The organism is Streptomyces scabichelini, from assembly GCF_011045015.1.
GTDB classification, from domain to species: Bacteria; Actinomycetota; Actinomycetes; order Streptomycetales; family Streptomycetaceae; genus Streptomyces; species Streptomyces scabichelini.
Genome location: NZ_JAAKZY010000023.1, coordinates 32,930 through 55,777 on the forward strand (window position 1 = coordinate 32,930; position 22,848 = coordinate 55,777).

A 22,848-nucleotide genomic window follows, 5' to 3' on the forward strand; every position below is an offset into this window, starting at 1 on the left:
CCGACGGCGGTGGGGGGGGCGGGTGTCAGGCGCTCGCCTGCTCCATGCGCCGGCGCAGGCTCAGCGGGCGCATGTCCGTCCAGACCTCGCCGATACGGGCGAGGCACTCCTCGCGGGTGCCGGTGGTGCCCTCCGCGCGCCAGCCGGCCGGGAGGTCACGGTCCGCCGCCCAGATCGAGTACTGCTCTTCGTCGTTCAGGACCACGTGGTAGATGCGGTCGTCGGCACGCTCGTCGGCCATGACAGGACTCCTCGTCGGGGTGGTGTGTCGGTGCTGCCGGCCGTGACGCGGCAGCGGCTCCGTGGCCTGCGGTCACGTCCTTCAGGCTGCGGGCATCGTGCTGTCCATCCTTCCGAGGGCGCCCATAATCCGGCTCTACCGGAGCTATCGGGACACCGGGACGGCAACGCGACGGCCCGGCCGCCCCATGGGTGGGGGCGGCCGGGCCGCTGCGTTGAGGGAAGTCCGGAGTGCCGGAGTGCCGGAGTGCCGGAGTGCCGGAGTGTCAGACGCGTTCGACGTCCTTGTCCCGGTCCTCCGTCGTGGTGTCCTCCGTCGTGGTGTCCTCCGTCCTGGTGTCCTCCGCGGCCTCCTTCTGGGTGGCGGCGGGCGGTTCCGGGCTCTTCTCGGCGGCCACCGCGGGGATCCAGGCGAGCGCCCGGGGCAGCGTCCAGCTGCGGTCCCCGAGCAGGACCAGCGCCGCGGGCAGCAGCACTCCACGCACCAGCGTGGCGTCCACCAGAATGGCCACCGCCATGCCGATGCCGAGCATCTTGTAGTCGAGCATGGACAGCGTGGCAAAGATCGAGAACACGGCGATCATGACCACGGCGGCGCTGGTGACGACACCGGCGCTGCCGCCGATGCCCCGGGTGACGGCCGTGTTCGTGTCGGCACCGTCCATGCGCAGTTCCCTGATCCGGCTGAGGATGAAGACGTGGTAGTCCATCGACAGGCCGAACAGGATCACGAACATGAACAGCGGGAGCCAGCTGATGATCCCGCCGTACGACTCGAAGCCCAGCAGTCCGCTGAGGTGGCCGTCCTGGAAGATCAGCGTGACGACTCCGTACGCGGCGCCGATGGACAGCACGTTCAGCGCGATCGACACCAGGGGGATCGCCAGCGACCGGAACGCCGAGACCAGCAGCAGGAACGCGAAGACCAGGACGAACCCGAAGACGACCGGCGTACGGCTGTCCAGCGCGGCCGCCATGTCGGTCGGCCCGGCGGTCTGCCCGGTGACGGCGTAGCGCAGTCCGTCGACCTCGCCGAGGCTGCGCGGCAGTGCCGTGTCACGCAGCAGCTTCAGCGCCTTCTGGGACTCGGCGTCGTTGCCGGTGCCCGCCAGCGGGACGGTGACGACGACGGTCCCGCCGTCACCGATCTTCGCGGTCCTGACCGGTTCGGCCAGCGCCCCGTCGCTCTTGGCGACCTGCTCGCGCAGGGCGGTGACCGCCTCGTCGAAGGCGCCGGTGCCGATGGCGGAGCCGGTGACGACCACCTGGGCGGGGGCCGGCTTTCCGGGGAACGCCTCCTGGATGGCGACCAGGTGGGAGATCTCCGGCACGCTGTCCGGGAACCGCTCCTGCAGTCCGGGGTCGGCCAGCCGCATGCCGGCGGCGGGCAGCGCGGCCAGCACGAGGGCGGCGACCGCCGCCCCGCCCCAGATCACCGGCCGGCGCACGACCTGGGCCACGACAGCCGTCCAGGCCCGGGAACTGCGGGCCTCGGCGCGGCGTCGGCCGATCCAGGGGATGCGCAGGCCGTCCACCTTGGAGCCGAGCATGGACAGTACGGCGGGCAGCGCGGTCAGCGAGCCGACGACGGCGAGCAGCACCACGGCGATGGTGCCGACAGCCATGCCGGTGAAGGTGTCGATGCCGGTCAGGAGCAACCCCGCCATGGAAACGGCGACGGTCAGCCCGGAGATGACGACGGCCCGGCCGGAGGTGGCCGCGGTGATCCGCAGGGCCTGTGCGGTGTCGCGTCCCGCCAGCCGCTCCTCACGCTCCCTGCGCAGGTAGAACAGGGTGTAGTCGACGCCGACGGCCATGCCCACGAGGAGCACCACGGAGGACGCGGTGTCGTTCACCGGGAGCCAGTTGGCGGCCAGGGTCAGCAGCCCCATGGCGGCGAGGACGGCGGTCACGGCGAGCAGCAGCGGAATGCCCGCCGCGATCAGCGCACCGAAGACCACGAGGAGGATGACCAACGTCAGCGGGATGGAGGTCATTTCAGCGGTGGCGAAGTCCTCGCTGGTGGCCTCCTCGACGGCGAAGTCGACGCTGGCGTCACCGGCCTGAACGATCGTCAGAGCCTGGTGTCGCTCGGCGAGTTGCCCGACCTTCTGCTTGGTCTGCTCGACCACCTCGGCCGCGTTGTCCCAGCCGTAGCCGGGTCCGGCGAGCGAGAAGGTGACGAGCACGGAACGGCCGTCGGCGGAGACCAGGCCCCCGGGTTCGGCGGGCGTCGGCACCACCACGTCCGACACCTTGCCGGTCAGGCCGCGCAGCGTCGCGCCGACGTCCTGGACCGCCGTCTGCAGCGCGGTGTCGGTGCGGAAGCCGGGGGAGTCGGCGCCGGCCTGGACGAGGACGTTCTCGCTGGGCGGCCGGGTGTCGTCACCCGCCTCCTCGATCATGACCTGGGCCCGGCCCGACTCTCCCGGGTCGTGGTTCTGCGGCCCTTGGCCGCCTACGGCCGCGCCCACCGCGAAGGTGAGCACGACGAACAGCAGCCAGCCGAACAGCGCGGCCTTGCGGCGGCGTGCCGACCACGCGGCCACTCTCTCGATCAAGGGCTGGGGCTGTCCCCGTCCCGGAGGCAGCGGGGTGGTGGGGGCAGCCGGCTCACCGTTGGAGGGCACGAGCAGCTCTCCCTTCTCGTTCGTTTCCTTCAAGTACCGCGCGGACGCGCGACACGCCTGAGGGTCCGCCGGCCGCGGTGTGCGGGGAGCCGGCGGACCGTGGGGGGCGCAGGGGTTCAGCTGTCGCTGCCCTTCTGCTGCTTCCACAGGTGGGAGATCTCACCGAAGGACGAACTGACCCAGTGGTCGGAGTAGATGGTGTCCAGGTATCTGTCGCCCCCGTCCGGGAAGATCAGAACGCAGTTGGAGCCGGGAGCGATGCGGTCGCCGAACTTCTCGAGCGCCGCCACGGTCGCCCCGGAGGAGCCTCCGGCGAGCACCGCCTCGGTCAGGACGAGCCGACGGCAGGCCACCACGCAGTCGATGTCGGACACGTGGACCACGTGGTCGGCGGCGTCCGGGTCGAGTAGCGCCGGTGGTACGGACGCTCCGTGCCCCGGGATGAGCCTGGGCGCCCCCTGCTGTCCGAAGATCCTGCTGCCCACCGCGTCGACCGCCACAACAGTGGTGTCCAGCTCCTGTTCGCGCAGGTACTCCGAACATCCGCGCAGGGTGCCGAACGTGCTGACCGCGGCGAACAGGTAGTCCACCTTCCCGTCCAGCGTTTCGACGATCTCCCTCATGGTGTCCCGGTGGGCCTGCGGGTTGAGCGGGTTGGAGTACTGGTTGGGCCAGTAGGCGCCCGGCACGGTCGCCACCAGTTCCCGCACCCGCTCCAGACGCGCCGCCAGGTACTCACCCGTCTTCGGGTCCGGTGTCACGACCACTTCGGGCTTCGCTCCGTACGCACGCAGCAGCGCGAGGTTCTGCTGTGTGGTCTTGGCGTCGACGACGCAGATGAAGTCGAGTCCGTAGTACCGGCAGATCTGGGCGATACCGACTGCCAGGTTGCCGGAACTCGACTCGATCACGACCGAGCGCCCCGGGACGAGCCGGCCGTCCTGGATCCTGCTGAGCAGCATGCCCAGGGCCGAACGGTCCTTGACGCTTCCTCCCGGGTTGAACCTCTCAATCTTGGCGAAGACCCTGGAGCCCAGTCCAGGGAAGATCTTTCCCAGCTCCACCAACGGGGTTTCCCCAATGGCCGCCAGAATTCCGTCGAGCACGGGACGGCCCATATCGGGTGCCCTCCGCTGCTGAATCGTGTTGTCCCGGGGCCCGTCGCTGTCTTCCGCGTGCCACCGGCTGACCGCGACCAGCGTGCGGGGCGCCTCTATGCCGCACCTATCGCGCTTCCATGGCGAGGACTTCGCCGCAGGCTGCGCGCAGGCGTGACCCCCACGATCGTCCATGTGTGCCGGCCCCCGTCGGTCCGCGCACACCCGGCAGAACTGCCTGGGTGTGGGTGTCCTCGCGTCCGGACGCCGGACGCGGCAGCCCGGGCCGTCGGCCGGGGCACCGCATCACCATGGCACACCGCGCACGGCCGAAGGGGCGGGCCCGGGGCGCCCGCGGAGGCAACATGCTGCCACCGCAGCGTCCTGCCATCGAGGTCGCCTGACAGCCCTTCGAGGTGTCAGCAGACTTGTCGACTGGGGGCTTTCGGCCCTCCGCGCGCCATGTCGCCCAAGGCAAAGGAAACACCACCGTGAAGACCAAGGCTCACGCCGCAGCGGCTCTGACGCTCATGGCGCTTCTCTCCGGTTGCATGACGGACGAAGAGACCTCCGAGACCAACTCCTACACAGTGAAGGAGACCGTCTCGGCCCTGGACGTGGAGAGCAACGGCGGTCTCATCGAGCTGGTCGCGAGCGACCGCACGACCGTGCAGGTGACCGAGAAGTTCCGTTATTCGGGTGGCAAGCCGAAGACCGAGCACGCGGTGAGCGGCTCCACGCTCACCCTGAAGACCCCCGGCTGCTCGTCGGACTCCTCGCCCTGCGAGGTGTCGTACCGGCTGGAGGTGCCCCGGACACTTTCCGTGACCCTCGCCTCCGAGGGCGGCGCCGTCGAGGTCACCGCTCTGGCCGGGAACCTCACCGTCGACACCGACGGCGGAAGCGCGGACGCCGCGTTCTCCGCCGCGCCCGACACCGCCGACGTACGCACCAGCGGCGGAGACCTCAGCCTGCGGCTGCCCGGCGGCCCCTACGCCGTCGACGCCGACGCCGACGGCGGCACGGAGAAGGTGACCGTCAAGACGGACCCCGCCTCCGCCCGCAAGGTGACCGCCAAGTCCGGCGGCGGAGACATCACCATCGGCTCCTGAACGCACACCCTCCGCCGGAAGCCCGGCCTCCGTCCACGGCCGACCGGGCTACGCGCCATCGACGCGAACGCCGACGGCGGCCGGCGGAGGGGAGACCGTCACCCCTCCCGCGGAGGTCCGGCCTCTGCCGGAGGGGTGCGGAGTCAGGCCACTTCGCCGCGCTCGCTGACCAGCCGCCGGTGCGGTCGGCCGGTCCGGTCGAGCGCCGTGTGCTGTTCCCGGCCCGTCTCGCACCGCGCGGCCTGCTCCAGACCGAAGGTGCGGACCAGCCGGTGCATGCGGTAGCCGCGGTTCTCGCCGTCGACGGGCTGCAGCAGGTGATCGTCGACCAGCAGTTCCACCAGGTCCTGCGCCGCGTCCAGGGGCAGGTCGAGCAGCAGCGACGCCGTACGGGCGGTGAAGGCGGGAACGTCGGGCCTGGCCAACAGGCGCAGCGCGCGCTGGGCGGGCTCGGTCAGCCGGCGGTAGCTGGCCTCCAGGGCGTCGCGCACCCGCAGATCGGCGAGGCACAACTCGTCCAGACCGCGCCTCGGGTCGGCGAGCCGGTCGGCCAGCCCGCGCGGTGTCCAGTGCGGCCGGGCGGCCAGCCGTGATCCGGCGATCCGTACCGCCAGCGGCAGCCCCCCGCAGGCCTCCGCGAGCTCTTCGGCCGACTGCGGATCGGCACCGATCCGCTCCTCGCCGACCGTGCTGCGCAACAGCGCGGCCGCCTCGGACCGGGTGAAGGTGCCGAGCACGATGGGGCGTACGCCTTCCAGGGCGGTCAGCTGACTGCGGCCGGTGACCAGGACGCCGCAGCCGGGAGCGGCGGGTACCAGGGGCCGCACCTGCCAGGCGCCCGCGGCGTCGTCCAGCAGGATCAGGCAGCGCCGGTCGGCGAGCGTACTGCGGTACAACCGGGTGCGTTCGCCGAGGCCGGCCGGCATGTCCCGGCTGTCGACGCCCAGCGCCCGCAGGAGGTCGGCGAGGGCGTCGGCGGGGTCCAGCGGAGTCGTCGAGGTACCGCGCAGATCGACACAGAGCTGGCCGTCGGAGTAGTCGTCGACGAGCTGGTGCGCGACGTGCAGCGCGAGCGAGGTCTTGCCCACACCCGGCATGCCGACGACGACGCCCACGGCCGGAGTCCCGGCGCCCTGCCGGCCGGCGAGCTGGGTCCGCAGCCGTATGACCTCCTGCTCCCGGCCGGTGAAGTCCGGGAGCGCGGGCGGCAGTTCGGCGGGCGACGCGGGAGCGGGCCGGGGTTCCTCGTCCCGGGTGGCCACCGTGGTGGGCGTGGCCAGGACGGGGGCGGCGGAGAGGATCGACTGGTACAGCCGCTGCAGCGACGGAGTGGGGTCGATGCCCAGTTCGTCTGCCAGGGTCCGGCGGCAGTCGTGGTAGACGGTGAGCGCGTCCGCCTGCCGGCCGCACCGGTACAGGGCGGTCATGAGGTGGCCGCACAGTTGCTCGCGGAGCGGGTGGGAGGCGGCCAGGCCGATCAGCTCGGAGACGAGTTCGGCCTCCCGCCCGAGAGCGAAGTCGGCCTCGATACGCCGTTCCAGGACGGTGAGGCGCATCTCCTCCAGCCGGCCCCGCTCGGCCTCGGCCAGAAACTCGGTCACCCCGCCCAGTACCGGTCCGCGCCAGACGGCCAGCGCCTGGCGCAGCAGATGCGCGGCGCTGTCGGCGTCGCCCGCGGCCAGTGCGTCACGGCCGAGCGCGGCGAAGTGCTCGAACTCGGCCACATCCGTGTCCCAGGTGCCCGCCTCCCGCGTACCGTCCGGCACCCGCAGGAGATAGCCGGGCCGCTGCCTGGCCACCTCGGCGTGGTCGCCGAGCAGTTGGCGCAGCCGCGACATGTACGTCTGTATCTGCGCGGCCGACGTCGCGGGTGGGGCTTCACCCCACAGCAGGGCGGACAGCCGGGAGTCGGGGACGACCCTGCCCCGTGCGAGGACCAGCGCGGCGAGGGCGGTTCTCAGCTTGGATCCGCTGAGGGCGACCTTGTGATGGGGAGTCGTCCATGCTTCGACCGAACCCAGGACCAGGAATCTCATGTTCTCCCTCTGATCGCATGCGCAAGAGGGGTGCATCCCCACTGAGGACGCCCGCCTGCTGTGGCTTGGTGCGTACTGGCTCGTGGAGCGGGAACCGACCCTGTGGGGAAGGCGGTTGCTCCGTGGGCGGCAGGCGGTGGGGGAGACACCTGTCGAAGGGCCGGGGACGGCGGGCACGGCGTGGCGGCCGTGCGCCGTCGGTGGTGAAAGTCGTTCGAGTGGGCCGGTTCGGTCGGGCCGGTTCAGTCGCGCCCGTATCGGTCCAGCTCGTGGAAGAAGCCGTCGACAACGGCCAGTTCGCCGCGTCGCTGGATCTCCTCGTACACGAACCCGCCGACCGCGAGGTCGAGGACGCCGAGGCCGAACGGGGAGAAGACCAGCGGCCGGTCGTCGGGCAGGACGGCCTCGCCGGCCAGCACCTCGGGCAGTGTGGCGTGTACGAAGTCCCGGTGGCCGACGCGCTGTTCGGCGAGGTGGGGTGAGGTGTCCGCCTTCAGACAGTGTTCGACGTCGTCGACGACGTTCGTGGCGGACAGAATGATCTCCGGCGACAGGTCGCGCAGCGACACGTGCAGCACCAGGGGGTTGTGGGCGAACGACGACGGGTCCGTGATGTGCGGTGCGGCCGCGACGGTGGCGAACACCACCAGGTCGCAGGAGCGGATCAGGTCCTCGGCCCGGTCGTGCACGGTGACGCGGCCGGCGCCGCCGGTGCGGCCGAGGTAGGAGCTGAAGCCGGCGGCGGACTCCGCCGCCACGTCGTACACCCCGGTCTCCTCGAAGGACCATCCGGTGCCCGTGAGATAGGTGTGGATGTAACGCGCGATCAGTCCGGTGCCGATGAAGCCGACCCGCGTGGGGCGGTGGCGGTCACGGGTGAGGACGTCGGCCGCCAGGGCCGCGGAGGCGGCGGTGCGGGTGGCACTGACGATGGAGCTTTCCAGACAGGCGAAGGGGTAGCCGGTGTCGTAGTCGTTGAGGACGAGCACCGCGGAGGCCCGGGGCAGACCCTCCGCCACGTTGCCGGGGAAGCTGGAGATCCACTTCATGCCGTCCAGCCGCATCCGGCCGCCGAGGGAACCCGGCAGAGCGATGATCCGTGAGGTGGGACGGTCCTGGAAGCGGAGGAAGTAGGACGGGGGATTGACGGTCTGCCCGGCTCCGTGCAGCCGGTAGGTCTCCTCGACCAGTTCGACGATCTTCTTCTCCTGGCCGCGCAGTGCGTCATGCACCTGAGCGCCGGAGATGACGGCGAACGACGGTTCCGCCACGCCTTTGGACATCCAGGACTCCCCCCAAAGCCTCACCTGAAGTGAGGCACACCAGGTCACGTCGAGGGGTGGTCCCGATACTGGTCAGTTCCGCTCAAATACCGTTCAGAAACGGTCAATCGAACTCGCGAACTACCAGGACTCCCCCGTCAGTCAGAATCCTGCCGTCCTGGCACTGAACTGTCAGCCGCTCAGGCTGTCAGCCTCCTGCAATGACAGGACGATGCCAATGTGATCTCCGGTGCGTTTCAGAGCGCCTGAGGCGCCTGGGAAACCGGCCACAACTCGCTGTACAGCCGGCTGTCCGCGGTCGTGACGGTGACCCCGCGATAGTTGCCCGCCGTCTCGGCGAGCCAGAAGCCGGGGCCGAGGCGCGTGGCCAGAACTGTGCGCGGGGCGCCGCCCTGGGCCTCGCCGACGAACTCGGCACAGACGCTGAACTCGTCGGCACACAGCCGCCCCCAGGCCAGCGACCACGGTCGCTCGCCGCGCCTGCCGTGGAGGGCCCCGGCCAGCACGCGCCCGGAGCCGGCCCGGGCCGGGGTCAGCGCCACCGGTTCGTCGTTCGCCAGCAGCACCAGAGACGCACGGCCCTCGGACGCCGGGTTCGCAACCAGGCGGACCACGATGCCGCTGTTCGCCAGCACCAGTTCGCCACCGGCTCCCGGCGGGCGGACCCGGCCCGCCGGGAGCGGTGCGGGCCCGGCTGCCGGATCGGCGGCCACCGCCAGGGCCGCCGTCGGAATCTGGGTCGTTACGACGTTCCGGAGCATGGCAGTTGTCCTTCCAGCGGGGGTGGAGGTACGGGGCTGCGGACCGAGCCCCTACGTACGCGGAGCGGGGCGGCGCCGAGTCACTCGACGTCCTTGAGGACCCGCTCGACGGATTTCACCCGGTCGCTCATGTCGTTGAGCTGGAGGCGCACCTCGACCAGCTCGCGCTCCATGTCCTGCTGGGCCATCACCGCCTTCTCCGCGATGCTCTTGAAATCGCTCTCCCTGGACATCGTGGTCTTGGCCCGCCATACCGCGATCGTCGGCCAGATCACCAGCATCGCGCACACGAGGATGAATCCCATGGACCCGAAGGACCAGATCATGCCGTCACTGTCGGCGGCCATCTGCACGGGGCTCATTTACGGTCTCCTTGGCTTTGGTCAACGGTGAGAGAGAGCGCAGCCGCTGCGAGGGCCTCAGGTGTGAGGTGCAGCGAGAACGGCTCGATGTCGTAGTACTTCATGGCTTTGCCGTCCTCGGACAGCTCGAGCCTCGAGGTGACAAGCCCTGCTGCTTCCAGCTTGCGCAGGTGGACCTGGAGCAGCGCACGACTGATCCCCAGTTCGCGCGCCAGCCGGCTCACATAGTCCTGGCCGCCCGCCAGGGCGGCCAGGATGCGCACCCGGTGCGGGTTGGCGAGCGTGGCCAGGATCTGCACCAGTCGATCACCCGTCACTTCGGAAAGCTCCATGCCCCTCCTCTATCTGCAAACAAATCCTTGCAGGTGCCATGACGAGTTGTCAACCGCCTTGCAAAGTAGGCACATGCAACAGCTTCGCCCGCCCTGAGCGGAGAACGACTCCGCACAACGCCGCTGTCGACAAAAGGGACTTGCCGTCGCGGCCATTGCATGCGATCGATGCCGTCACCGGCCGACAGTTCCGTGGGAGTCCGCCCCGCCTGCGATCACGCCGGAAATGGAAGAGATTTTCCGTTGACGGGTCTGCTACGCGCCCGACATGCCGGTGCAACACCCGGGCCCTTAGCTGACGCATCAACCGTCCGGCACGACGCCGGGAGGGGATGGGGCACGGCAAGAAGGAGCAGGACATGACGGCCACGGACAGCGCGGACGCGGACAGAACCGCCACCCCGCCCGGGTACTCCCCCCGTCTCTACAACGCGGACCTCGCCCCCGCCACCGAACGCAAGTGGGGCGCCTTCAGCATCTTCAACGTCTGGACCTCGGACGTGCACAGTCTGTACGGCTACTTCCTGGCCGCCAGCCTGTTCCTCGTCGCGGGCAACACCTTCAAGTTCCTCATCGGCATCGGTGTGGGCTCGCTGATCATCTACTGGCTGATGACCCTCATCGGCAAGGCGGGCGTCAAGACGGGTGTCCCCTACCCGGTCCTCGCCCGCGCCTCGTTCGGCACCTTCGGCGCCAACGTCCCGGCTCTCGTACGGGCCGTGGTCGCCACCTTCTGGTACGGCGCCCAGACCAGCGCCGCCGCCGGCGCCATCGTCGCCTTCCTCGTCCGCTACGACGGCCCCGAGAACCTGCACGAGACAACCCGGCTCTTCGACCACAGCGGCCTCGAAGTGCTGTGCTACCTCGGCGTCTGGGCCGCCCAACTGCTCATCATCAGCAAGGGGATGGAAACGGTCCGCCGTTTCCAGGACTTCGCCGGCCCGGCGGTCTGGCTGATGATGCTGATCCTGGCGATCGCGCTGTCAGTGAAGGCCGGGGTGCTGTCCTTCTCCGTCGACATGCCGGCCAAGGACCTGGCCGCGCTCGCCAAGAGCGCCACCGGACTCGATGTCTCCCCGGGCTCGTTCGCCGCGATCGCGGCGATAGCCGCCACCTGGGTCACCTACTTCGCCGCCCTGTTCCTCAACTTCGGCGACTTCGCACGCTTCACCCCCGACGAGAAGGCCCTGAAGAAGGGCAACATCTGGGGACTGCCCGTCAACCTGATCCTCTTCTCCCTCGTCGCGGCCATCACCACGGCCGCCGCCAGCAAGGTGTACGGGGAGGTCATCCTCGAACCGGCCGAGATCTCCGCCAAGTTCGACAGCGCGTTCCTCGTCCTGCTCGCCGCCCTGACCTTCGCCGTGGCGACCCTCGGCATCAACGTCGTCGCCAACTTCGTCAGCCCCGCCTTCGACTTCGCCAATGTGGCCCCGAAGTACGTGACCTTCCGGCGGGGCGGCCTCATCGCCGCCTTCATCGCGCTGCTGCTCTACCCGCTCCACCCCTGGGACAACGCCCCCAGCTTCGTCAACGCCATCGGCTCGACGATGGGCCCCATCTTCGGTGTGATCGTCGTCGACTACTACCTCATCCGGAAGACACAGCTGAACGTGCCCGCCCTGTACGACGAAGGCGGGGAGTTCCGCTTCCAGGGCGGCTGGAACGTACGGGCGTTCGCCGCCGCGGCGGTGGCCGCCGTCTTCTCCAGCATCCTCCCCGTCTACGGACCGTCCGGATACGGGGCGACGCTGGGTCCGTACTCCTGGTTCATCGGAGTCGTCGTGGCCGGGGTCCTGTACTTCGCGTTCAGCGGGGGCAAGAGCCCCCTCGCAGCGAGGACGGCGGCAACGGAGACGCCAAAGGCAACAGAGGCAACAGAGGCATAAGAGTCAGCTACTTCCAAGCGCGGTCAGTGGAACAGCACCGTGAGCAGGTCGTCGCCGATGCGGCGTACCCGTTCCAGGTTCAGCTGGTAGTAGGCACGCCGGCCGTCGCGCTCGACCGTGACGAGGCCGGCGTCGCGCAGCCGGGCGAGGTGGCGGGAGACCTGGGGCAGGGACATGCCACTGCGGGTGGCCAGTTCGGAGGGTGTGAGCGGTTCCCGGGCGATGGCGCGCGCGATGCGCTGCCGGCCCGGGTCGCACAGCACTTCGAGCCGGCGCTGCACCACCGCGTGGCCGGGCTGGTCGTCGCGCTCCAGGAGCAGGGGGTACTGGACGACCGCCACGAAGCCGGGCTCGTGCTTCACCAGCAGGTGAGGGCGGCCGAAGGCCGACGGCACGACGAGTACCGGGGTGGTGGCGACGTTCACGATCCCGTGGTGGAACTTGTCGAAGACCACGCGCGGCGGCTCGGAGCGGTACGAGGCCGTGGGATCCAGGCCGGCCAGCGTCCTGCTGGGGCCGTCGCGATCGAGGGAGGCCCGCAGCTGCGGTAGCCGGCCGCCGATCGCCCGGGCCGCCCGCGCCAGGTCCGGCTCCAGGGCCCGGGCCGCCTGGGCCAGGAGATCGAGCAGATCCGCGCGCAGGGAGTCCGGCGCGTCGAGGAGCCGGTGGGCAAGCTCGGCGCGGGCGGTCGAGCGCCGCTCCGCCGCGGCCAGCAGACCCTCGCGTTGTGTGCGGTCGGACAGCACTCGGTCGAGCGGAGTGCCGGAGTTGCCTCCTCGGATCGCGTATCCGGTGAGCTCCGCGAAGAGCGGGGGCGGCAGGTCCGCGATGTCGGCGAGTTCCGCGTCGAGCGGCCTGTCTCCGGCGGCGCTCAGCGGGAGCAGGTAGCGGGCCCGGTACGAGGCCCACAGCGGTGCCCAGCCCCTGATGCGTCGCCGCAGACCGGGAGTGAGCGCGGAGGCGGGTGCCGCCGTGTCGGGCGCGGACGCGCCGTTTCCGGACACCCCGCTTACGGACGCGTCGGTTTCGAGGCCGCGGGCCCAGCGGATCGCGTGGGGATGGTGCTCGGCCTCCGTGTAGGCGTGCAGCGCGGCGGTCAGCTCGGCGAGTGGTGAGGCATCCGCGGACACACACGAGGGGTCGGCGCCGGCGAGTGAGAGGACGACGCTCATGGTCACCTCCGGCCCGTCGGGAGTGTCGGTTACCGCGACCGCGGCAAGCATCGTGGGTGGAGTGTCCGGCACGGCCTACGGTTCCGGCAACCCGAAAGCGACCTCCCGGAGTTGCCGTGAAAGCTTGTGTCCCCGCAGACCTCCACGCCGCCGTACGCGAGCGTCGGTCCGCGCTCGAGCAACTCAGTCTCGATCTGCACGAGACGCCGGAGACCCGGTTCGAGGAGCACTACGCCGTCGAACAGCTCGCAGGCCGGCTCGCCGCCGCGGGCTTCGAGGTGGACAAGGGCGTGGCAGGCCTGCCGACGGCCTTCACGGCCACCCACCGGGGACCGTCGGACGGCCCGACGGTCGCGGTGCTGCTGGAGTACGACGCGCTGCCGGGCATCGGTCACGCCTGCGGCCACAACCTCATAGCGGCCGGCGGGCTGACCGCCGCACTCGCCGTGGCCGCCACGCGACCGGATCACCCCGGCACAGTGAAGGTGATCGGCACACCCGGGGAGGAGGGCGGCGGCGGCAAGATCCTGATGCTGGAGCGAGGCGTGTTCAGGGGTGTGGACGCGGCGGTGATGTTCCATCCGGCCGACCGCAGCCTGCGGGCCCGGCACGCGCTCGCCGCCAGCCATCTGCGGCTGGTCTTCCGCGGGGTCGCCGCGCACGCCGCCAAGGCGCCCTGGGACGGCCGCTCCGCAGCCGCCGCCGCCCAGCTGTTCCTCACGGCGGTCGACTCGATGCGCCAGTTCGTCCCGCCGACCGCACGGGTGCACGGCATCATCGCGCACGGCGGCGCGGCCCCCAACGTCGTGCCCGACCGCAGCGAGGTGGAGATCTTCGTACGCGAGGCCACCTCCGCCGCCCTGGACGCGCTGCTGCCACGGGTCCTCGCGGCCGCCGACGGGGCCGCGCTCGCGACCGGTACCAGCGTGGAGCCCACCGAGACAGCACCCCGCTACGCCGAGCGGAACAACAACATGGTGATGGCCGACCGGCTCGCCGCATACGCCGCCGGCCTCGGCCTGGCTCTGGAGCCACCGTCTCCGGCGAATCCGGCCGGCTCCTCGGACATCGGCAATGTCTCGATCGAGCTGCCCGTCATCCATCCTTATGTGCAGATCTGCCCCCGCGACACCCCGGGGCACTCGGTCCCGATGCGCGTTGCCGCCCGCAGTCCGCAGGCGCACGACGCGGTCGAGACGATCACGACCGCCATGGCCGCGCTGATTCTGGACCTGCTCGGCGACCCGGACCTCCTCGCCGCCGTCCGCGAGGAGTTCCACGCGTCCACGTCCCGCCCCGCTCATGGTCAGGAGTCGCGATGACACCTTCGTCCCCGATCCCCCTGGCGTCGAACGCCCTGGTCAACACGTTCTTCGACTGGGATCTCATCGCCAGGACCTTCCCCCGGCTGATCACCGAGGGACTGCTGAACACCCTGATCATCGCCGCGGGCGCGATCGTCCTCGGCGTCGCCATCGCCCTCCTGGCGGCGATGCTGCTGCTGTCGAACCGCTGGTGGGTGAGACTGCCCGCGCGGCTGTACGTCGACGTCTTCCGCGGCCTGCCGGTCATCATCACGGTGATGCTGGTCGGCGTGGGGCTGCCCGCCGCGGGGTTCCGTCCCTTCGGCACCGACCCGTTCGGCTACGCGATCCTGGCGATCGGCATCATCTCCGGCGCCTACACCGCGGAGATCTTCCGCTCCGGCATCCAGAGCGTCGACCCGGGCCAACTTCAGGCGGCCCGCAGCCTCGGCATGAGCTACCTCTCGGCGATGCGACTGGTCGTGGTGCCGCAGGGCATCCGCCGTGTACTGCCCGCGCTGGCCGGCCAGTTCGTCAAGGACATCAAGGAGAGCTCGCTGGTCTATCTCCTCGGCCTCGCCGCCGGGCAGCGCGAGCTGTACTTCATCGCGCAGGAGGAGGTCGCCCGGACCTACAACTCCTCTCCCCTGATCGCCGCGGGCCTGTGCTACCTCGCACTCACGATTCCCATGACCTACTTCGTGAACTACCTCGACAGGCGACTGCGCGAAGGCCCCCGCCCCGGGAACACCCCGGCGCTCACCGAGCCGGACCTGCCCAAGACCCCCGTCCCGGCCGCCGGAGGAGAGACTCGATGACCCCCGTGACCAAGGCCCCCGTCACCCCCGCCGCTCTGCAGGTCACCGGCCTCGGCAAGAGCTACGGCGAGAACACCGTGCTGCGCGACATCACTCTCGACGTCCAGCGTGGTGAGACGCTCTGTCTGATCGGTCCGTCCGGCTCGGGAAAGTCCACCCTCCTGAAGTGTCTCAACCTGTTGGAGGCTCCGGACGCCGGTGAGATCTGGCTCGGTGAGACCTGCCTGACCGCCCCGGGCGCCGACGTGGACGCCGCCCGCGCCCGCATCGGCATGGTCTTCCAGCACTTCAACCTCTTTCCGCACATGAGCGTCGAGCGCAACGTCACGCTCGCCCTGACCTCGGTCAAAGGCATGGGGCGCGAGCAGGCCCGGCACATCGCCCTGCGCCAGCTGGATGGAGTGGGCCTCGCCGCCTTTGCCGACCGGCGGCCGGCCCAGCTGTCCGGCGGGCAGCAGCAGCGCGTCGCCATCGCCCGTGCGCTGGCCATGGAGCCGGAACTGATGCTCTTCGACGAGGCCACCTCCGCGCTCGACCCCGAACTGGTCAAGGACGTGCTCGCCGTGATGCGGGATCTCGCATCGGCCGGCATGACCATGGCCGTCGTCACCCACGAAATGGGCTTCGCCCGGGAGGCCGCCGACCGCGTCGCCTTCATGTGCGACGGCCGCCTCGCCGAGATCGACACCCCCGACCGGATCTTCGAACGCGCCGACCACCCCCGGCTGCGCCAGTTCCTCTCCCAGGTCTTGTGAACGGTCTGTGACCGGCCCTAACCCGTCCTGTGACCGGTCCTGTGACCCGTCCTGTGACCGGCCCTAACCCGTCCTGTGCCCCGTCCTGTGACCGGTCCTGCGACCGGTCCTGTGAACTTCCCTCCCAGCAGAAAGCCCACGCCATGCACTCCGCCATGCACTCCGTCATGAACATCTCTTCCCGCAGATCGCTGCTGATCGGCGCCGCGGCCACCAGCCTGCTGCTCTCCCTCACCGCCTGCGGCGGGGACAGCGAGGCGGCGGGATCCGCGACCGCCCAGTACAAGCTGGTCCAGAACGGTGTGATCACCGCCGGCACTCAGGCCGAGCAGCCACCCTTCGCGGTCACCGACGCGGCCGGCAGGCCCAGCGGATTCGCCGTCGATCTGATGAACGAGGCCGCGAAGCGTCTCGGCGTGAAGGTCCAGTACAAGACCACGAACCTCCAGGGCATCCTCGCCGGTCTCTCGGCCGGGCAGTACGACATCGGCGTGGCCGGAGTCGGCGCCACCCCCGAACGCAAGAAGCAGGTCGCCTTCACCACCCCGTACTACTGGGGCTTCACCGACGTCGTGACGCTCAAGAGCGGCAAGCAGACCAAACTGCCGGACTTCCGCGGCAAGCGGGTGGGCGCCGTCAGCGGTTCCGTCCAGGAGACCTTCGTCAACCGCGAGATGCCCGGAGCGCGTCTGGTGAAGTTCAAGGACCAGACCGCACTGATCACACAGTTGCTCTCCGGAGGAGTCGAGGCAATCGTCCTCGGCGGCGCCGACGCTGACGAGTACGCCAAGAAACAACCCATACGCATCGCCGTCGAAGTGGACAGCCTCCAGGGCAGCGCCTTCCCCCTGCGCAAGGACGGCGATCCGAAGCTCCTGAAGGACCTCGACACCCAGATCGACGCGATGATCGACGACGGCACCTACATCAAGCTGTACAAGAAGTACTTCCACGACCCGATCGCCACCGACCTGATCAAGGAACGGCCGAACCTCGCAAGCCAGGTCGTGAACACCGACCTGGAACCCACTCAGCGTTGACCCGGCCTTGGGGGCGCATCCGGGAATCGAGCGCCCCAGGTTTCCTCCTCCAGGAGGAGCCCGTTGGCCAGACAGCTGATGGTTCGGTACCAGCCGGTCAGTACGAGGAGTTCGAGTAGCTGAGCGTCCTCGTAGTGAACGCGCAGGGCATCCCAGGCGGACTGCGAGAGCTGGGCCGTGTCGTGCAGTTCGTCGACTGCGTCGATCAGTGCGGCATGGCGTGGCGGCCATGTCGCACTGGCTGCCGTATCGGTTTCGGTGGTTGCCCGTAGCTGTTCCGGGCTGAGTCCGGCCTGCTGGGCGAGAGTCGCGGCGTGCACGCCCCATTCGTAGGCACAGCCGGCACGCGCGGTCACGCGGGCGATGACGATCTCGCGGTCGATGGCCGGGAGGAGTCCATGGCCCAGCAGCCCGGCGCCCAGGGAGAACATGCGTGAGGCCAGTTCCGGGTTGCGGTGGAGTACTCGGAACAGTGCGAGTGGCTCGTGCGGCACGTCGGGAGGCATCCACCGGCGGAGTGCCTGGTCGACGGAGGCAGGGTACGGCGGATGGAGCGGTTCGATGCGCGGCATGTGGCACCTCCTGCTTCGATTTTCGAATCACTATGATGCTTCGAGAACCGAAGCGCAAGGAGTGGGCAAGGAGTGGGCATGGAAGCCAGAGCGCCACGGCCGGGTGTGCCGGTACGAGGGTCCGAGTCGGGTCGACCCGTCATGGCGGCACTCGACCTGCTCGGACGACGCTGGACGATGCGCATTCTGTGGGAACTGAGCCAAGCCCCGGCCGGCTTCCGGGAATTGCAGCGCCGATGCGAGCGCATGTCCTCCAGCGTGCTCACCACCAGGCTCGACGAGCTGACCGGCGCCTGCCTGCTCACCCTGCAGACAGACGGCTACCACCTCACCCAGCTCGGCCAGGACCTCGTCGAGGCGCTGAGCCCGCTGGACGCCTGGAGCCGACGATGGGCCAAGGCGACGGGCAACGTCACGACCGGAGGCTCCGAGGGCTTGAAATGATCCCAGCGTGGCTGGTCCCCGACGATCATTTACGGGACAGCCCTCAGCCGGTCGCCGCTTCGGCGAACTGGTTGGTGTCGAAAAGCTCGTTGATGTGGCCGCCGAGCTCGGACCAGTGCTGTCCGGAGAGTTCGGCGGCTGCGCGGGCGTCGCCGCCGGCGCAGACGGTGATGAGTTCGTCGTGGTGCTCGATGGTGTTGCGGCCGCCGAGCAGCGTGGAGAACTTGCGGTAGAGGATGCGGTGGATCTGCGGGTGGAGCTGCTCGACGATCCGGCTGAGTACGGGATTGTCCGCGGCCGCGATGGGGACGGCGTGGAAACGGTCGTCGGCGGCGAGCGCGGCGGTGGTGTCGTTGGCGGCGACGGCCCGCTCGAAGTCGCGGTTGGCCTCGCGCATGCGCTCCAGGTCCTGCTCGGTCATGACCGGAACCGCTGTCTCGATGGCGAGTTGGTCGAGGGAGCGCAGGACGGCGAGGGTCTTTTCGACGTCGCGGCGGTTGAGGGTGGTGATACGGGTGTAGACGCCGGGCTTGGCCTCGACCAGGCCGATGTCGGCGAGCCGGGCGAGCGCCTCGCGCACCGGGGTGCGGCTGAGGCCGAGGCGCTCGGCGAGCTCACCGTCCTTGACCTTCTCGCCGGGGACGAGTTCGCCCCGCACGATGGAGTCACGCAGGCGGTCGAAGACCTCGTCACTGAGGAGGCGGCGCGAGACAGGGCTGTCGAGTGACATATTGCGTACGGTACATCGCTCCTCCATCCGCTCCCTGTCCGGCTCTGCCTTGCGTCATGGCCCGGTTCACCGTCGTGGCCCGGCGGACCAGGGCCTTGGCCAGGACGAGCGCCGGGTCGATGACGGGGACGTGCACGGCGTCGGCGGGCAGGCCGAGGGGGATCTCCGTGCAGCCGGCGATCACCGCTTGCGCGCCCTGATCGGTCAGGGCCTGTGCGGCACGGGACAGGAGCGCGGTCGTCGTGTCGTCGTGAGTGCCCGCCTTCACCGCGCGGATGGCGGTCATGACCTCGTGGTCCTGGCTGCCGGCGTCGGGCAGTACGAGGCGGATACCGAAGCGGTCCAGCCACTCCTGGTAGAGGCAGGCACGGACGGTACCGGTGGTGGCGAGCAGTCCGGCGGTGTGGATACGAGGGGTCAACTCGCCGAGGTGCCGGGCGACTTCGCCGATCATGTGGACTATGGGCAGGCCGACGTGGTCGGCGATGCGCGGGACGAAGGCGTGCGCGGTGTTGCAGGGGATGGCGATGACGGTGGCGCCGGCCTCGCGCAGCACGCGACTGCCCGCCAGGAGCCAGGGGGTGGGATCGGGTCCGTCGCCCAGCAGGGCCTCGGTGCGGTCGGGGATGGTGGGGTCGGACCAGATGACCGTACGCAGGTGGTCCTGGTCGCTGGAGCCGGGGGTGATCGCGACGAGCTTGGCGTAGAAGTCGGCGGTGGCGGCCGGGCCCATGCCGCCGAGGATGCCGATGATCTCCGTACCGGTGGAGGTGCTCACTGTGCGGGTTCCTTCTCCAGGACGGTGACCCGGTGCTCGGCCGGGGTTTCGTGACGGCCGCGTTTGGCTTCGCGCCGGTTCTCGGAGCTGTCGACGACGGCGGCGGCGAGCGAGTTGCCGATGACGTTCACGCCGGTGCGGGCCATGTCGACGATGAAGTCCACGCCTAGGAGCAGGGCGATGCCTTCGGCGGGCAGGCCGATGGAGTTGCCGGCGGCGATGAGGACGACGATGGAGGCTGAGGCGACGCCGGCCATGCCTTTGGAGAGGATCACCAGGACGCCGACCATGAGCAGCAGGGCGGGCAGTGAGGTGTCCGCGCCGTAGGCGTTGGCGAGGAAGACCAGGGCTGCCGCCTGGTAGAGGACGGAGCCGTCGGTGTTGAAGGAGTAGCCGAGGGGGACCACGAAGGAGGTCGTCGACCGGCTGACGCCGAATGCTTCCAGCTTGCCCATCAGCGGGGCCAGCACGGATTCGGAGCTGCGGGTGACGAAGGCGATTCCGGCCAGCCCGCCGATGGACTTGAGCAGTTCGACGTACCGGATGCGGTAGAGCGCGGCGATCAGCGGGAACAGCACGCCGACGACGACGGCCAGACCCGCGTACACGACGGCGATGAAGCCCAACAGGCTGCGCAGGTTGCCGAAGCCGTAGTAGGCGACGTCGTACGAGATGAAGCCGAGCACACCCAGTGGCGCGACGCGGATGACGTAGCCGACGACCTTGAACATCACCGCGGCGACGGACTCCAGGACGGCGGCGAAGGGCGTGGACTTCTCCCCGATCGCGGCCATGGCGACGCCCACGAGAAGAGCGAAGACGATCGCGCCGAGCAGGTTGCCCTCGCCGAACGCGGCGAAGATGTTTTTCGGTACGGCGTGCAGGACCAGCTCGTGGAAGTCGATGCCCTGGCTCATGCCATCCAGGTCCTTGGCGTCGGCCCCCTCGACGGGGGCGCCCTTGCCGATGCCCGTGAGCTTGGCCAGGCCCACCGCGATCAGCAGGATGACGGTGGTGACGAGCTCGAAGTAGAGGATGGCCTTGCCGGCGATCCGGCCGACCTTCTTGACCGACTCCATGCGGGCGATGCCCAGCACGATGAGCGGGAAGACCAGGGGCAGGACGACGACCTGCACCAGGTTCAGGAACACGTCTCCGAGGATCTTCATCTGCTCGCCCGCGGACGGGGCGAGGGATCCGATGAGGGCGCCGAGTCCCACGGCGAGGATCGACTGGATGCCGATCGGCATCTTCAGACAGCGTCGCCAGAATCGTGAACGCCGGGACGGTGGGGTGTCTGTGCTGGTGGGAGCGGGGTGAGTGGTGTCCATGAAGTCTCCTGCCATATGCAATATATTGCGTTCTGCGTGTTGGTCGGCAACACTGAGGCCGGAAGCGGTGACCTGTCAAGGGGTCCGCACGGACGAGGAGCAACGGATGGCGCAGCAGACGACGAAGGCCACCCGCATCGAGCACGACCTGGTGGGAGACAAGGAGGTCCCCGCCGACGCCTACTACGGCGTGCACACCGTGCGGGCCGTGGAGAACTTCGCGATCACCGGGTCGACCATCGCCCGGTTCCCCGACCTGATCGCCGCACTGGCCGCGGTCAAACAGGCCGCCGCGCAGGCCAACCGCGACCTCGGCCTGCTGCCTCCGGACATCGCCGCAGCGGTCATCAGCGCGTGCGAGGAGATCGGCTCAGGACGGCTGCACGAGCAGTTCGTCGTCGACCCCGTCCAGGGCGGGGCCGGCACCTCGACGAACATGAACGCCAACGAGGTCATCGCCAACCGGGCCCTGGAGATCCTCGGCCACCCCCGCGGCTTCTACGACGTGATCCACCCCTTGGACCACGTCAACCTCGGCCAGAGCACCAACGACGTCTACCCCACCGCCGTGCGTCTCGCCCTGGTCACCTCGCTGCACCGGCTCGACGGCTCGCTGGGGGCGCTGGCCGCGGCGTTCACCGAGAAGGCGACGGAGTTCGGCGACGTACTGAAGATGGGCCGCACTCAACTCCAGGACGCCGTTCCCATGACACTGGGCCAGGAATTCACCACGTACGCCGTCATGATCGAGGAGGACCGCCTGCGCCTCACCGAGGCCGCCGCCCTGCTGCTGGAGTCCAACCTCGGCGGTACCGCGATCGGCACCGGCATCAACGGCCACCCCCGCTACGCCGAACTCGCCTGCACCTACCTCGCCGAGATCAGCGGCGAACCCGTCCGGCCCGCGGGCGACTTCATCGAGGCCACCCAGGACTGCGGCGCCTTCGTCCAGCTCTCCGGCGTTCTCAAGCGCGTCGCCGTGAAGCTCTCCAAGACCTGCAACGACCTGCGCCTGACCTCCTCCGGCCCCACCGCCGGGCTCGGCGAGATCAACCTGCCGCCGGTACAGGCGGGTTCGTCGATCATGCCCGGCAAGGTCAACCCGGTGATCCCCGAGGTCGTCAACCAGGTCGCCTTCGAGGTCATCGGCAACGACCTGACCGTCACCATGGCCGCCGAGGCCGGACAGCTCCAGCTCAACGCCTTCGAACCCGTCATCGCCTACAGCCTGCTGCGCTCCCTGACCCACCTGCGCGCCGCCTGCGACACCCTGGCCACCCGCTGTGTCCCGGGCATCACCGCCAACCGCGACCACCTCCACGACAGCGTCCACCGCTCCATCGGCCTCGTCACCGCGCTCGCCCCGCACATCGGCTACACCGCCTGCACCGCCCTCGCCCGCCGGGTCCTGGCCACCGGCCGCCCCATCAAGGACCTCGCCGCCGAAGCCGGTCTGCTCACCGCCGACCAACTGGACACGATCCTGCGGCCCGCGAACCTCATCGGGCACCCCGCGCAGCCCTCGGCGACAGCCGCTCCGTGACACGACGCGCTGCCCGTGCGGAGGCGACGCGCGCGATGTGACCATCGTCGCTCTGGTGGGGTCGCGGTGCGTTCACCGGCGCCCCGACCGTTGGCGACGACGGCCGCGGCACATGTCCCATCGACGGACGTCACGGCGCTGCGGCCGGAAGTGCCGGCAGGAACACCGTGCCCGCGCAGTGCAATATCTGTGCTCGTGAAGTGAGAAATAGATACCGCACACGGTGCGTATTCCCCGGCCGCCGACCTGATGGGGATTATCGACCGTGCAGGGCTGATCGCGCCGTGCTAATGTCGATCTCAGTTGCAGGTGTGGTTGCCAGAAGGTTCATTTCCGACGGCGTAAGCATCACGGCGACACGGAATCCGCACACGGCGAATTCCTGACACCGTCTCCGAAGGAGAAATGAAATGGCTACTGGCACCGTGAAGTGGTTCAACGCGGAAAAGGGCTTCGGCTTCATCGAGCAGGACGGCGGCGGCGCCGACGTCTTCGCCCACTACTCGAACATCGCCGCCCAGGGCTTCCGCGAGCTGCTGGAAGGCCAGAAGGTGTCCTTCGACATCGCACAGGGCCAGAAGGGCCCGACGGCCGAGAACATCGTTCCCGCCTGACAACC

The 22,848-nt window shown here is 69.6% G+C and carries 22 protein-coding genes; 9 read left to right on the top strand and 13 right to left on the bottom strand.

The genetic code is table 11. The features are described 5' to 3' along the window. Positions 1-25: 25 nt before the first annotated feature. The 3 genes from G5C60_RS09985 to sbnA all read right to left on the bottom strand — a co-directional run bounded on the left by G5C60_RS09985 (position 26) and on the right by sbnA (position 3,988). Positions 26-241 carry an MbtH family protein gene (locus tag G5C60_RS09985; RefSeq protein ID WP_165257030.1) on the bottom strand — a complete coding sequence of 72 codons (216 nt, stop codon included), beginning with the start codon at positions 239-241 and terminating at the stop codon, positions 26-28. Positions 242-506: 265 nt separating this feature from the next. After that, positions 507-2,801 (bottom strand): MMPL family transporter, encoded by a 2,295-nt coding sequence (locus tag G5C60_RS09990; RefSeq protein ID WP_206439316.1) that lies wholly within the window; start codon positions 2,799-2,801, stop codon positions 507-509. Between the two features lie 185 nt (positions 2,802-2,986). Beyond that, entirely contained in the window at positions 2,987-3,988 is a 1,002-nt protein-coding gene (sbnA, locus tag G5C60_RS09995; protein ID WP_165257041.1) for a 2,3-diaminopropionate biosynthesis protein SbnA, read from the bottom strand. 470 nt (positions 3,989-4,458) lie between these two features. On the opposite strand from sbnA, the gene G5C60_RS10000 reads away from it, so the two are divergent. Beyond that, a complete protein-coding gene (locus tag G5C60_RS10000; RefSeq protein ID WP_165257043.1) occupies positions 4,459-5,079 on the top strand; it encodes a hypothetical protein in 621 nt (206 codons plus the stop codon). Positions 5,080-5,222: 143 nt separating this feature from the next. Here the strand turns inward: G5C60_RS10000 and G5C60_RS10005 are convergent, their stop codons facing one another. The 5 genes from G5C60_RS10005 to G5C60_RS10025 all read right to left on the bottom strand — a co-directional run bounded on the left by G5C60_RS10005 (position 5,223) and on the right by G5C60_RS10025 (position 9,853). Beyond that, positions 5,223-7,115 (bottom strand): AfsR/SARP family transcriptional regulator, encoded by a 1,893-nt coding sequence (locus G5C60_RS10005; RefSeq protein WP_165257045.1) that lies wholly within the window; start codon positions 7,113-7,115, stop codon positions 5,223-5,225. A gap of 242 nt (positions 7,116-7,357) precedes the next feature. Continuing rightward, positions 7,358-8,398, bottom strand: coding sequence for a 2,3-diaminopropionate biosynthesis protein SbnB (gene sbnB, locus G5C60_RS10010; RefSeq protein ID WP_165257047.1), 1,041 nt, complete (start codon positions 8,396-8,398; stop codon positions 7,358-7,360). A gap of 236 nt (positions 8,399-8,634) precedes the next feature. Next, on the bottom strand, positions 8,635-9,159 hold the full coding sequence (locus G5C60_RS10015; RefSeq protein ID WP_165257049.1) for a hypothetical protein: 525 nt from the start codon (positions 9,157-9,159) through the stop codon (positions 8,635-8,637). Positions 9,160-9,239: 80 nt separating this feature from the next. Next, positions 9,240-9,521, bottom strand: a complete 282-nt coding sequence (locus G5C60_RS10020) for a hypothetical protein (RefSeq protein ID WP_165257051.1) — start codon at positions 9,519-9,521, stop codon at positions 9,240-9,242. Further along, the gene (locus tag G5C60_RS10025) at positions 9,518-9,853 is read right to left on the bottom strand and encodes an ArsR/SmtB family transcription factor (RefSeq protein ID WP_165257054.1); all 336 of its coding nucleotides are present in this window, start codon (positions 9,851-9,853) and stop codon (positions 9,518-9,520) included. The genes G5C60_RS10020 and G5C60_RS10025 overlap by 4 nt, the downstream gene beginning before the upstream one ends. A 359-nt stretch (positions 9,854-10,212) precedes the next feature. On the opposite strand from G5C60_RS10025, the gene G5C60_RS10030 reads away from it, so the two are divergent. Beyond that, positions 10,213-11,742, top strand: coding sequence for an NCS1 family nucleobase:cation symporter-1 (locus G5C60_RS10030; RefSeq protein WP_165257056.1), 1,530 nt, complete (start codon positions 10,213-10,215; stop codon positions 11,740-11,742). A gap of 23 nt (positions 11,743-11,765) precedes the next feature. Here G5C60_RS10030 and G5C60_RS10035 read toward each other — a convergent pair whose 3' ends face one another. Beyond that, positions 11,766-12,914, bottom strand: coding sequence for an ArsR/SmtB family transcription factor (locus tag G5C60_RS10035; protein WP_165257058.1), 1,149 nt, complete (start codon positions 12,912-12,914; stop codon positions 11,766-11,768). 116 nt (positions 12,915-13,030) lie between these two features. On the opposite strand from G5C60_RS10035, the gene G5C60_RS10040 reads away from it, so the two are divergent. The 4 genes from G5C60_RS10040 to G5C60_RS10055 all read left to right on the top strand — a co-directional run bounded on the left by G5C60_RS10040 (position 13,031) and on the right by G5C60_RS10055 (position 16,831). Further along, a complete protein-coding gene (locus G5C60_RS10040) occupies positions 13,031-14,236 on the top strand; it encodes an amidohydrolase (protein ID WP_165257060.1) in 1,206 nt (401 codons plus the stop codon). Next, a complete protein-coding gene (locus tag G5C60_RS10045; RefSeq protein WP_165257062.1) occupies positions 14,233-15,036 on the top strand; it encodes an amino acid ABC transporter permease in 804 nt (267 codons plus the stop codon). Before G5C60_RS10040 ends, G5C60_RS10045 begins: the two co-directional genes overlap by 4 nt. After that, positions 15,033-15,791 (top strand): amino acid ABC transporter ATP-binding protein, encoded by a 759-nt coding sequence (locus tag G5C60_RS10050; RefSeq protein WP_165257065.1) that lies wholly within the window; start codon positions 15,033-15,035, stop codon positions 15,789-15,791. Before G5C60_RS10045 ends, G5C60_RS10050 begins: the two co-directional genes overlap by 4 nt. Before the next feature lie 167 nt (positions 15,792-15,958). Beyond that, a complete protein-coding gene (locus tag G5C60_RS10055; protein ID WP_165257067.1) occupies positions 15,959-16,831 on the top strand; it encodes a substrate-binding periplasmic protein in 873 nt (290 codons plus the stop codon). Here the strand turns inward: G5C60_RS10055 and G5C60_RS10060 are convergent. Then, the gene (locus G5C60_RS10060) at positions 16,822-17,403 is read right to left on the bottom strand and encodes a carboxymuconolactone decarboxylase family protein (protein ID WP_165257069.1); all 582 of its coding nucleotides are present in this window, start codon (positions 17,401-17,403) and stop codon (positions 16,822-16,824) included. The two genes, G5C60_RS10055 and G5C60_RS10060, sit on opposite strands and share 10 nt — an antisense overlap. A 78-nt stretch (positions 17,404-17,481) precedes the next feature. Between G5C60_RS10060 and G5C60_RS10065 the strand changes: the two genes are divergently transcribed. Continuing rightward, positions 17,482-17,847: a winged helix-turn-helix transcriptional regulator gene (locus tag G5C60_RS10065; RefSeq protein ID WP_165257072.1), complete on the top strand. Its 366-nt coding sequence runs from the start codon at positions 17,482-17,484 to the stop codon at positions 17,845-17,847. A gap of 43 nt (positions 17,848-17,890) precedes the next feature. Here the strand turns inward: G5C60_RS10065 and G5C60_RS10070 are convergent, their stop codons facing one another. The 3 genes from G5C60_RS10070 to G5C60_RS10080 are packed head-to-tail and all read right to left on the bottom strand — an operon-like array spanning position 17,891 to position 20,686. Beyond that, on the bottom strand, positions 17,891-18,577 hold the full coding sequence (locus tag G5C60_RS10070; protein ID WP_165257074.1) for a GntR family transcriptional regulator: 687 nt from the start codon (positions 18,575-18,577) through the stop codon (positions 17,891-17,893). Further along, positions 18,537-19,355 carry a cysteate racemase gene (cuyB, locus tag G5C60_RS10075; protein ID WP_338145765.1) on the bottom strand — a complete coding sequence of 273 codons (819 nt, stop codon included), beginning with the start codon at positions 19,353-19,355 and terminating at the stop codon, positions 18,537-18,539. Before cuyB ends, G5C60_RS10070 begins: the two co-directional genes overlap by 41 nt. Then, positions 19,352-20,686 (bottom strand): dicarboxylate/amino acid:cation symporter, encoded by a 1,335-nt coding sequence (locus G5C60_RS10080; RefSeq protein ID WP_241266650.1) that lies wholly within the window; start codon positions 20,684-20,686, stop codon positions 19,352-19,354. Before G5C60_RS10080 ends, cuyB begins: the two co-directional genes overlap by 4 nt. A 106-nt stretch (positions 20,687-20,792) precedes the next feature. Between G5C60_RS10080 and G5C60_RS10085 the strand changes: the two genes are divergently transcribed. Further along, positions 20,793-22,229, top strand: coding sequence for an aspartate ammonia-lyase (locus tag G5C60_RS10085; RefSeq protein WP_165257077.1), 1,437 nt, complete (start codon positions 20,793-20,795; stop codon positions 22,227-22,229). 410 nt (positions 22,230-22,639) lie between these two features. Next, on the top strand, positions 22,640-22,843 hold the full coding sequence (locus G5C60_RS10090) for a cold-shock protein (protein WP_004986771.1): 204 nt from the start codon (positions 22,640-22,642) through the stop codon (positions 22,841-22,843). Positions 22,844-22,848 lie beyond the last annotated feature (5 nt).

What these genes read in the sequence shown, in the direction of transcription:
- G5C60_RS10050 (WP_165257065.1), top strand. Translation starts at nt 15,033, where the DNA reads ATGACCCCCGTGACCAAGGCCCCCGTCACCCCCGCCGCTCTGCAGGTC.
- G5C60_RS10065 (WP_165257072.1), top strand. Translation starts at nt 17,482, where the DNA reads ATGGAAGCCAGAGCGCCACGGCCGGGTGTGCCGGTACGAGGGTCCGAG.
- G5C60_RS10015 (WP_165257049.1), bottom strand. Translation starts at nt 9,159, where the DNA reads ATGCTCCGGAACGTCGTAACGACCCAGATTCCGACGGCGGCCCTGGCG.
- G5C60_RS10090 (WP_004986771.1), top strand. Translation starts at nt 22,640, where the DNA reads ATGGCTACTGGCACCGTGAAGTGGTTCAACGCGGAAAAGGGCTTCGGC.
- sbnB (WP_165257047.1), bottom strand. Translation starts at nt 8,398, where the DNA reads ATGTCCAAAGGCGTGGCGGAACCGTCGTTCGCCGTCATCTCCGGCGCT.
- G5C60_RS10070 (WP_165257074.1), bottom strand. Translation starts at nt 18,577, where the DNA reads ATGTCACTCGACAGCCCTGTCTCGCGCCGCCTCCTCAGTGACGAGGTC.
- G5C60_RS10025 (WP_165257054.1), bottom strand. Translation starts at nt 9,853, where the DNA reads ATGGAGCTTTCCGAAGTGACGGGTGATCGACTGGTGCAGATCCTGGCC.
- G5C60_RS10085 (WP_165257077.1), top strand. Translation starts at nt 20,793, where the DNA reads ATGGCGCAGCAGACGACGAAGGCCACCCGCATCGAGCACGACCTGGTG.
- G5C60_RS10055 (WP_165257067.1), top strand. Translation starts at nt 15,959, where the DNA reads ATGAACATCTCTTCCCGCAGATCGCTGCTGATCGGCGCCGCGGCCACC.
- G5C60_RS10020 (WP_165257051.1), bottom strand. Translation starts at nt 9,521, where the DNA reads ATGAGCCCCGTGCAGATGGCCGCCGACAGTGACGGCATGATCTGGTCC.
- G5C60_RS10035 (WP_165257058.1), bottom strand. Translation starts at nt 12,914, where the DNA reads ATGAGCGTCGTCCTCTCACTCGCCGGCGCCGACCCCTCGTGTGTGTCC.
- G5C60_RS09985 (WP_165257030.1), bottom strand. Translation starts at nt 241, where the DNA reads ATGGCCGACGAGCGTGCCGACGACCGCATCTACCACGTGGTCCTGAAC.
- G5C60_RS10060 (WP_165257069.1), bottom strand. Translation starts at nt 17,403, where the DNA reads ATGCCGCGCATCGAACCGCTCCATCCGCCGTACCCTGCCTCCGTCGAC.
- G5C60_RS10005 (WP_165257045.1), bottom strand. Translation starts at nt 7,115, where the DNA reads ATGAGATTCCTGGTCCTGGGTTCGGTCGAAGCATGGACGACTCCCCAT.
- G5C60_RS10080 (WP_241266650.1), bottom strand. Translation starts at nt 20,686, where the DNA reads ATGGACACCACTCACCCCGCTCCCACCAGCACAGACACCCCACCGTCC.
- sbnA (WP_165257041.1), bottom strand. Translation starts at nt 3,988, where the DNA reads ATGGGCCGTCCCGTGCTCGACGGAATTCTGGCGGCCATTGGGGAAACC.
- G5C60_RS10030 (WP_165257056.1), top strand. Translation starts at nt 10,213, where the DNA reads ATGACGGCCACGGACAGCGCGGACGCGGACAGAACCGCCACCCCGCCC.
- G5C60_RS10045 (WP_165257062.1), top strand. Translation starts at nt 14,233, where the DNA reads ATGACACCTTCGTCCCCGATCCCCCTGGCGTCGAACGCCCTGGTCAAC.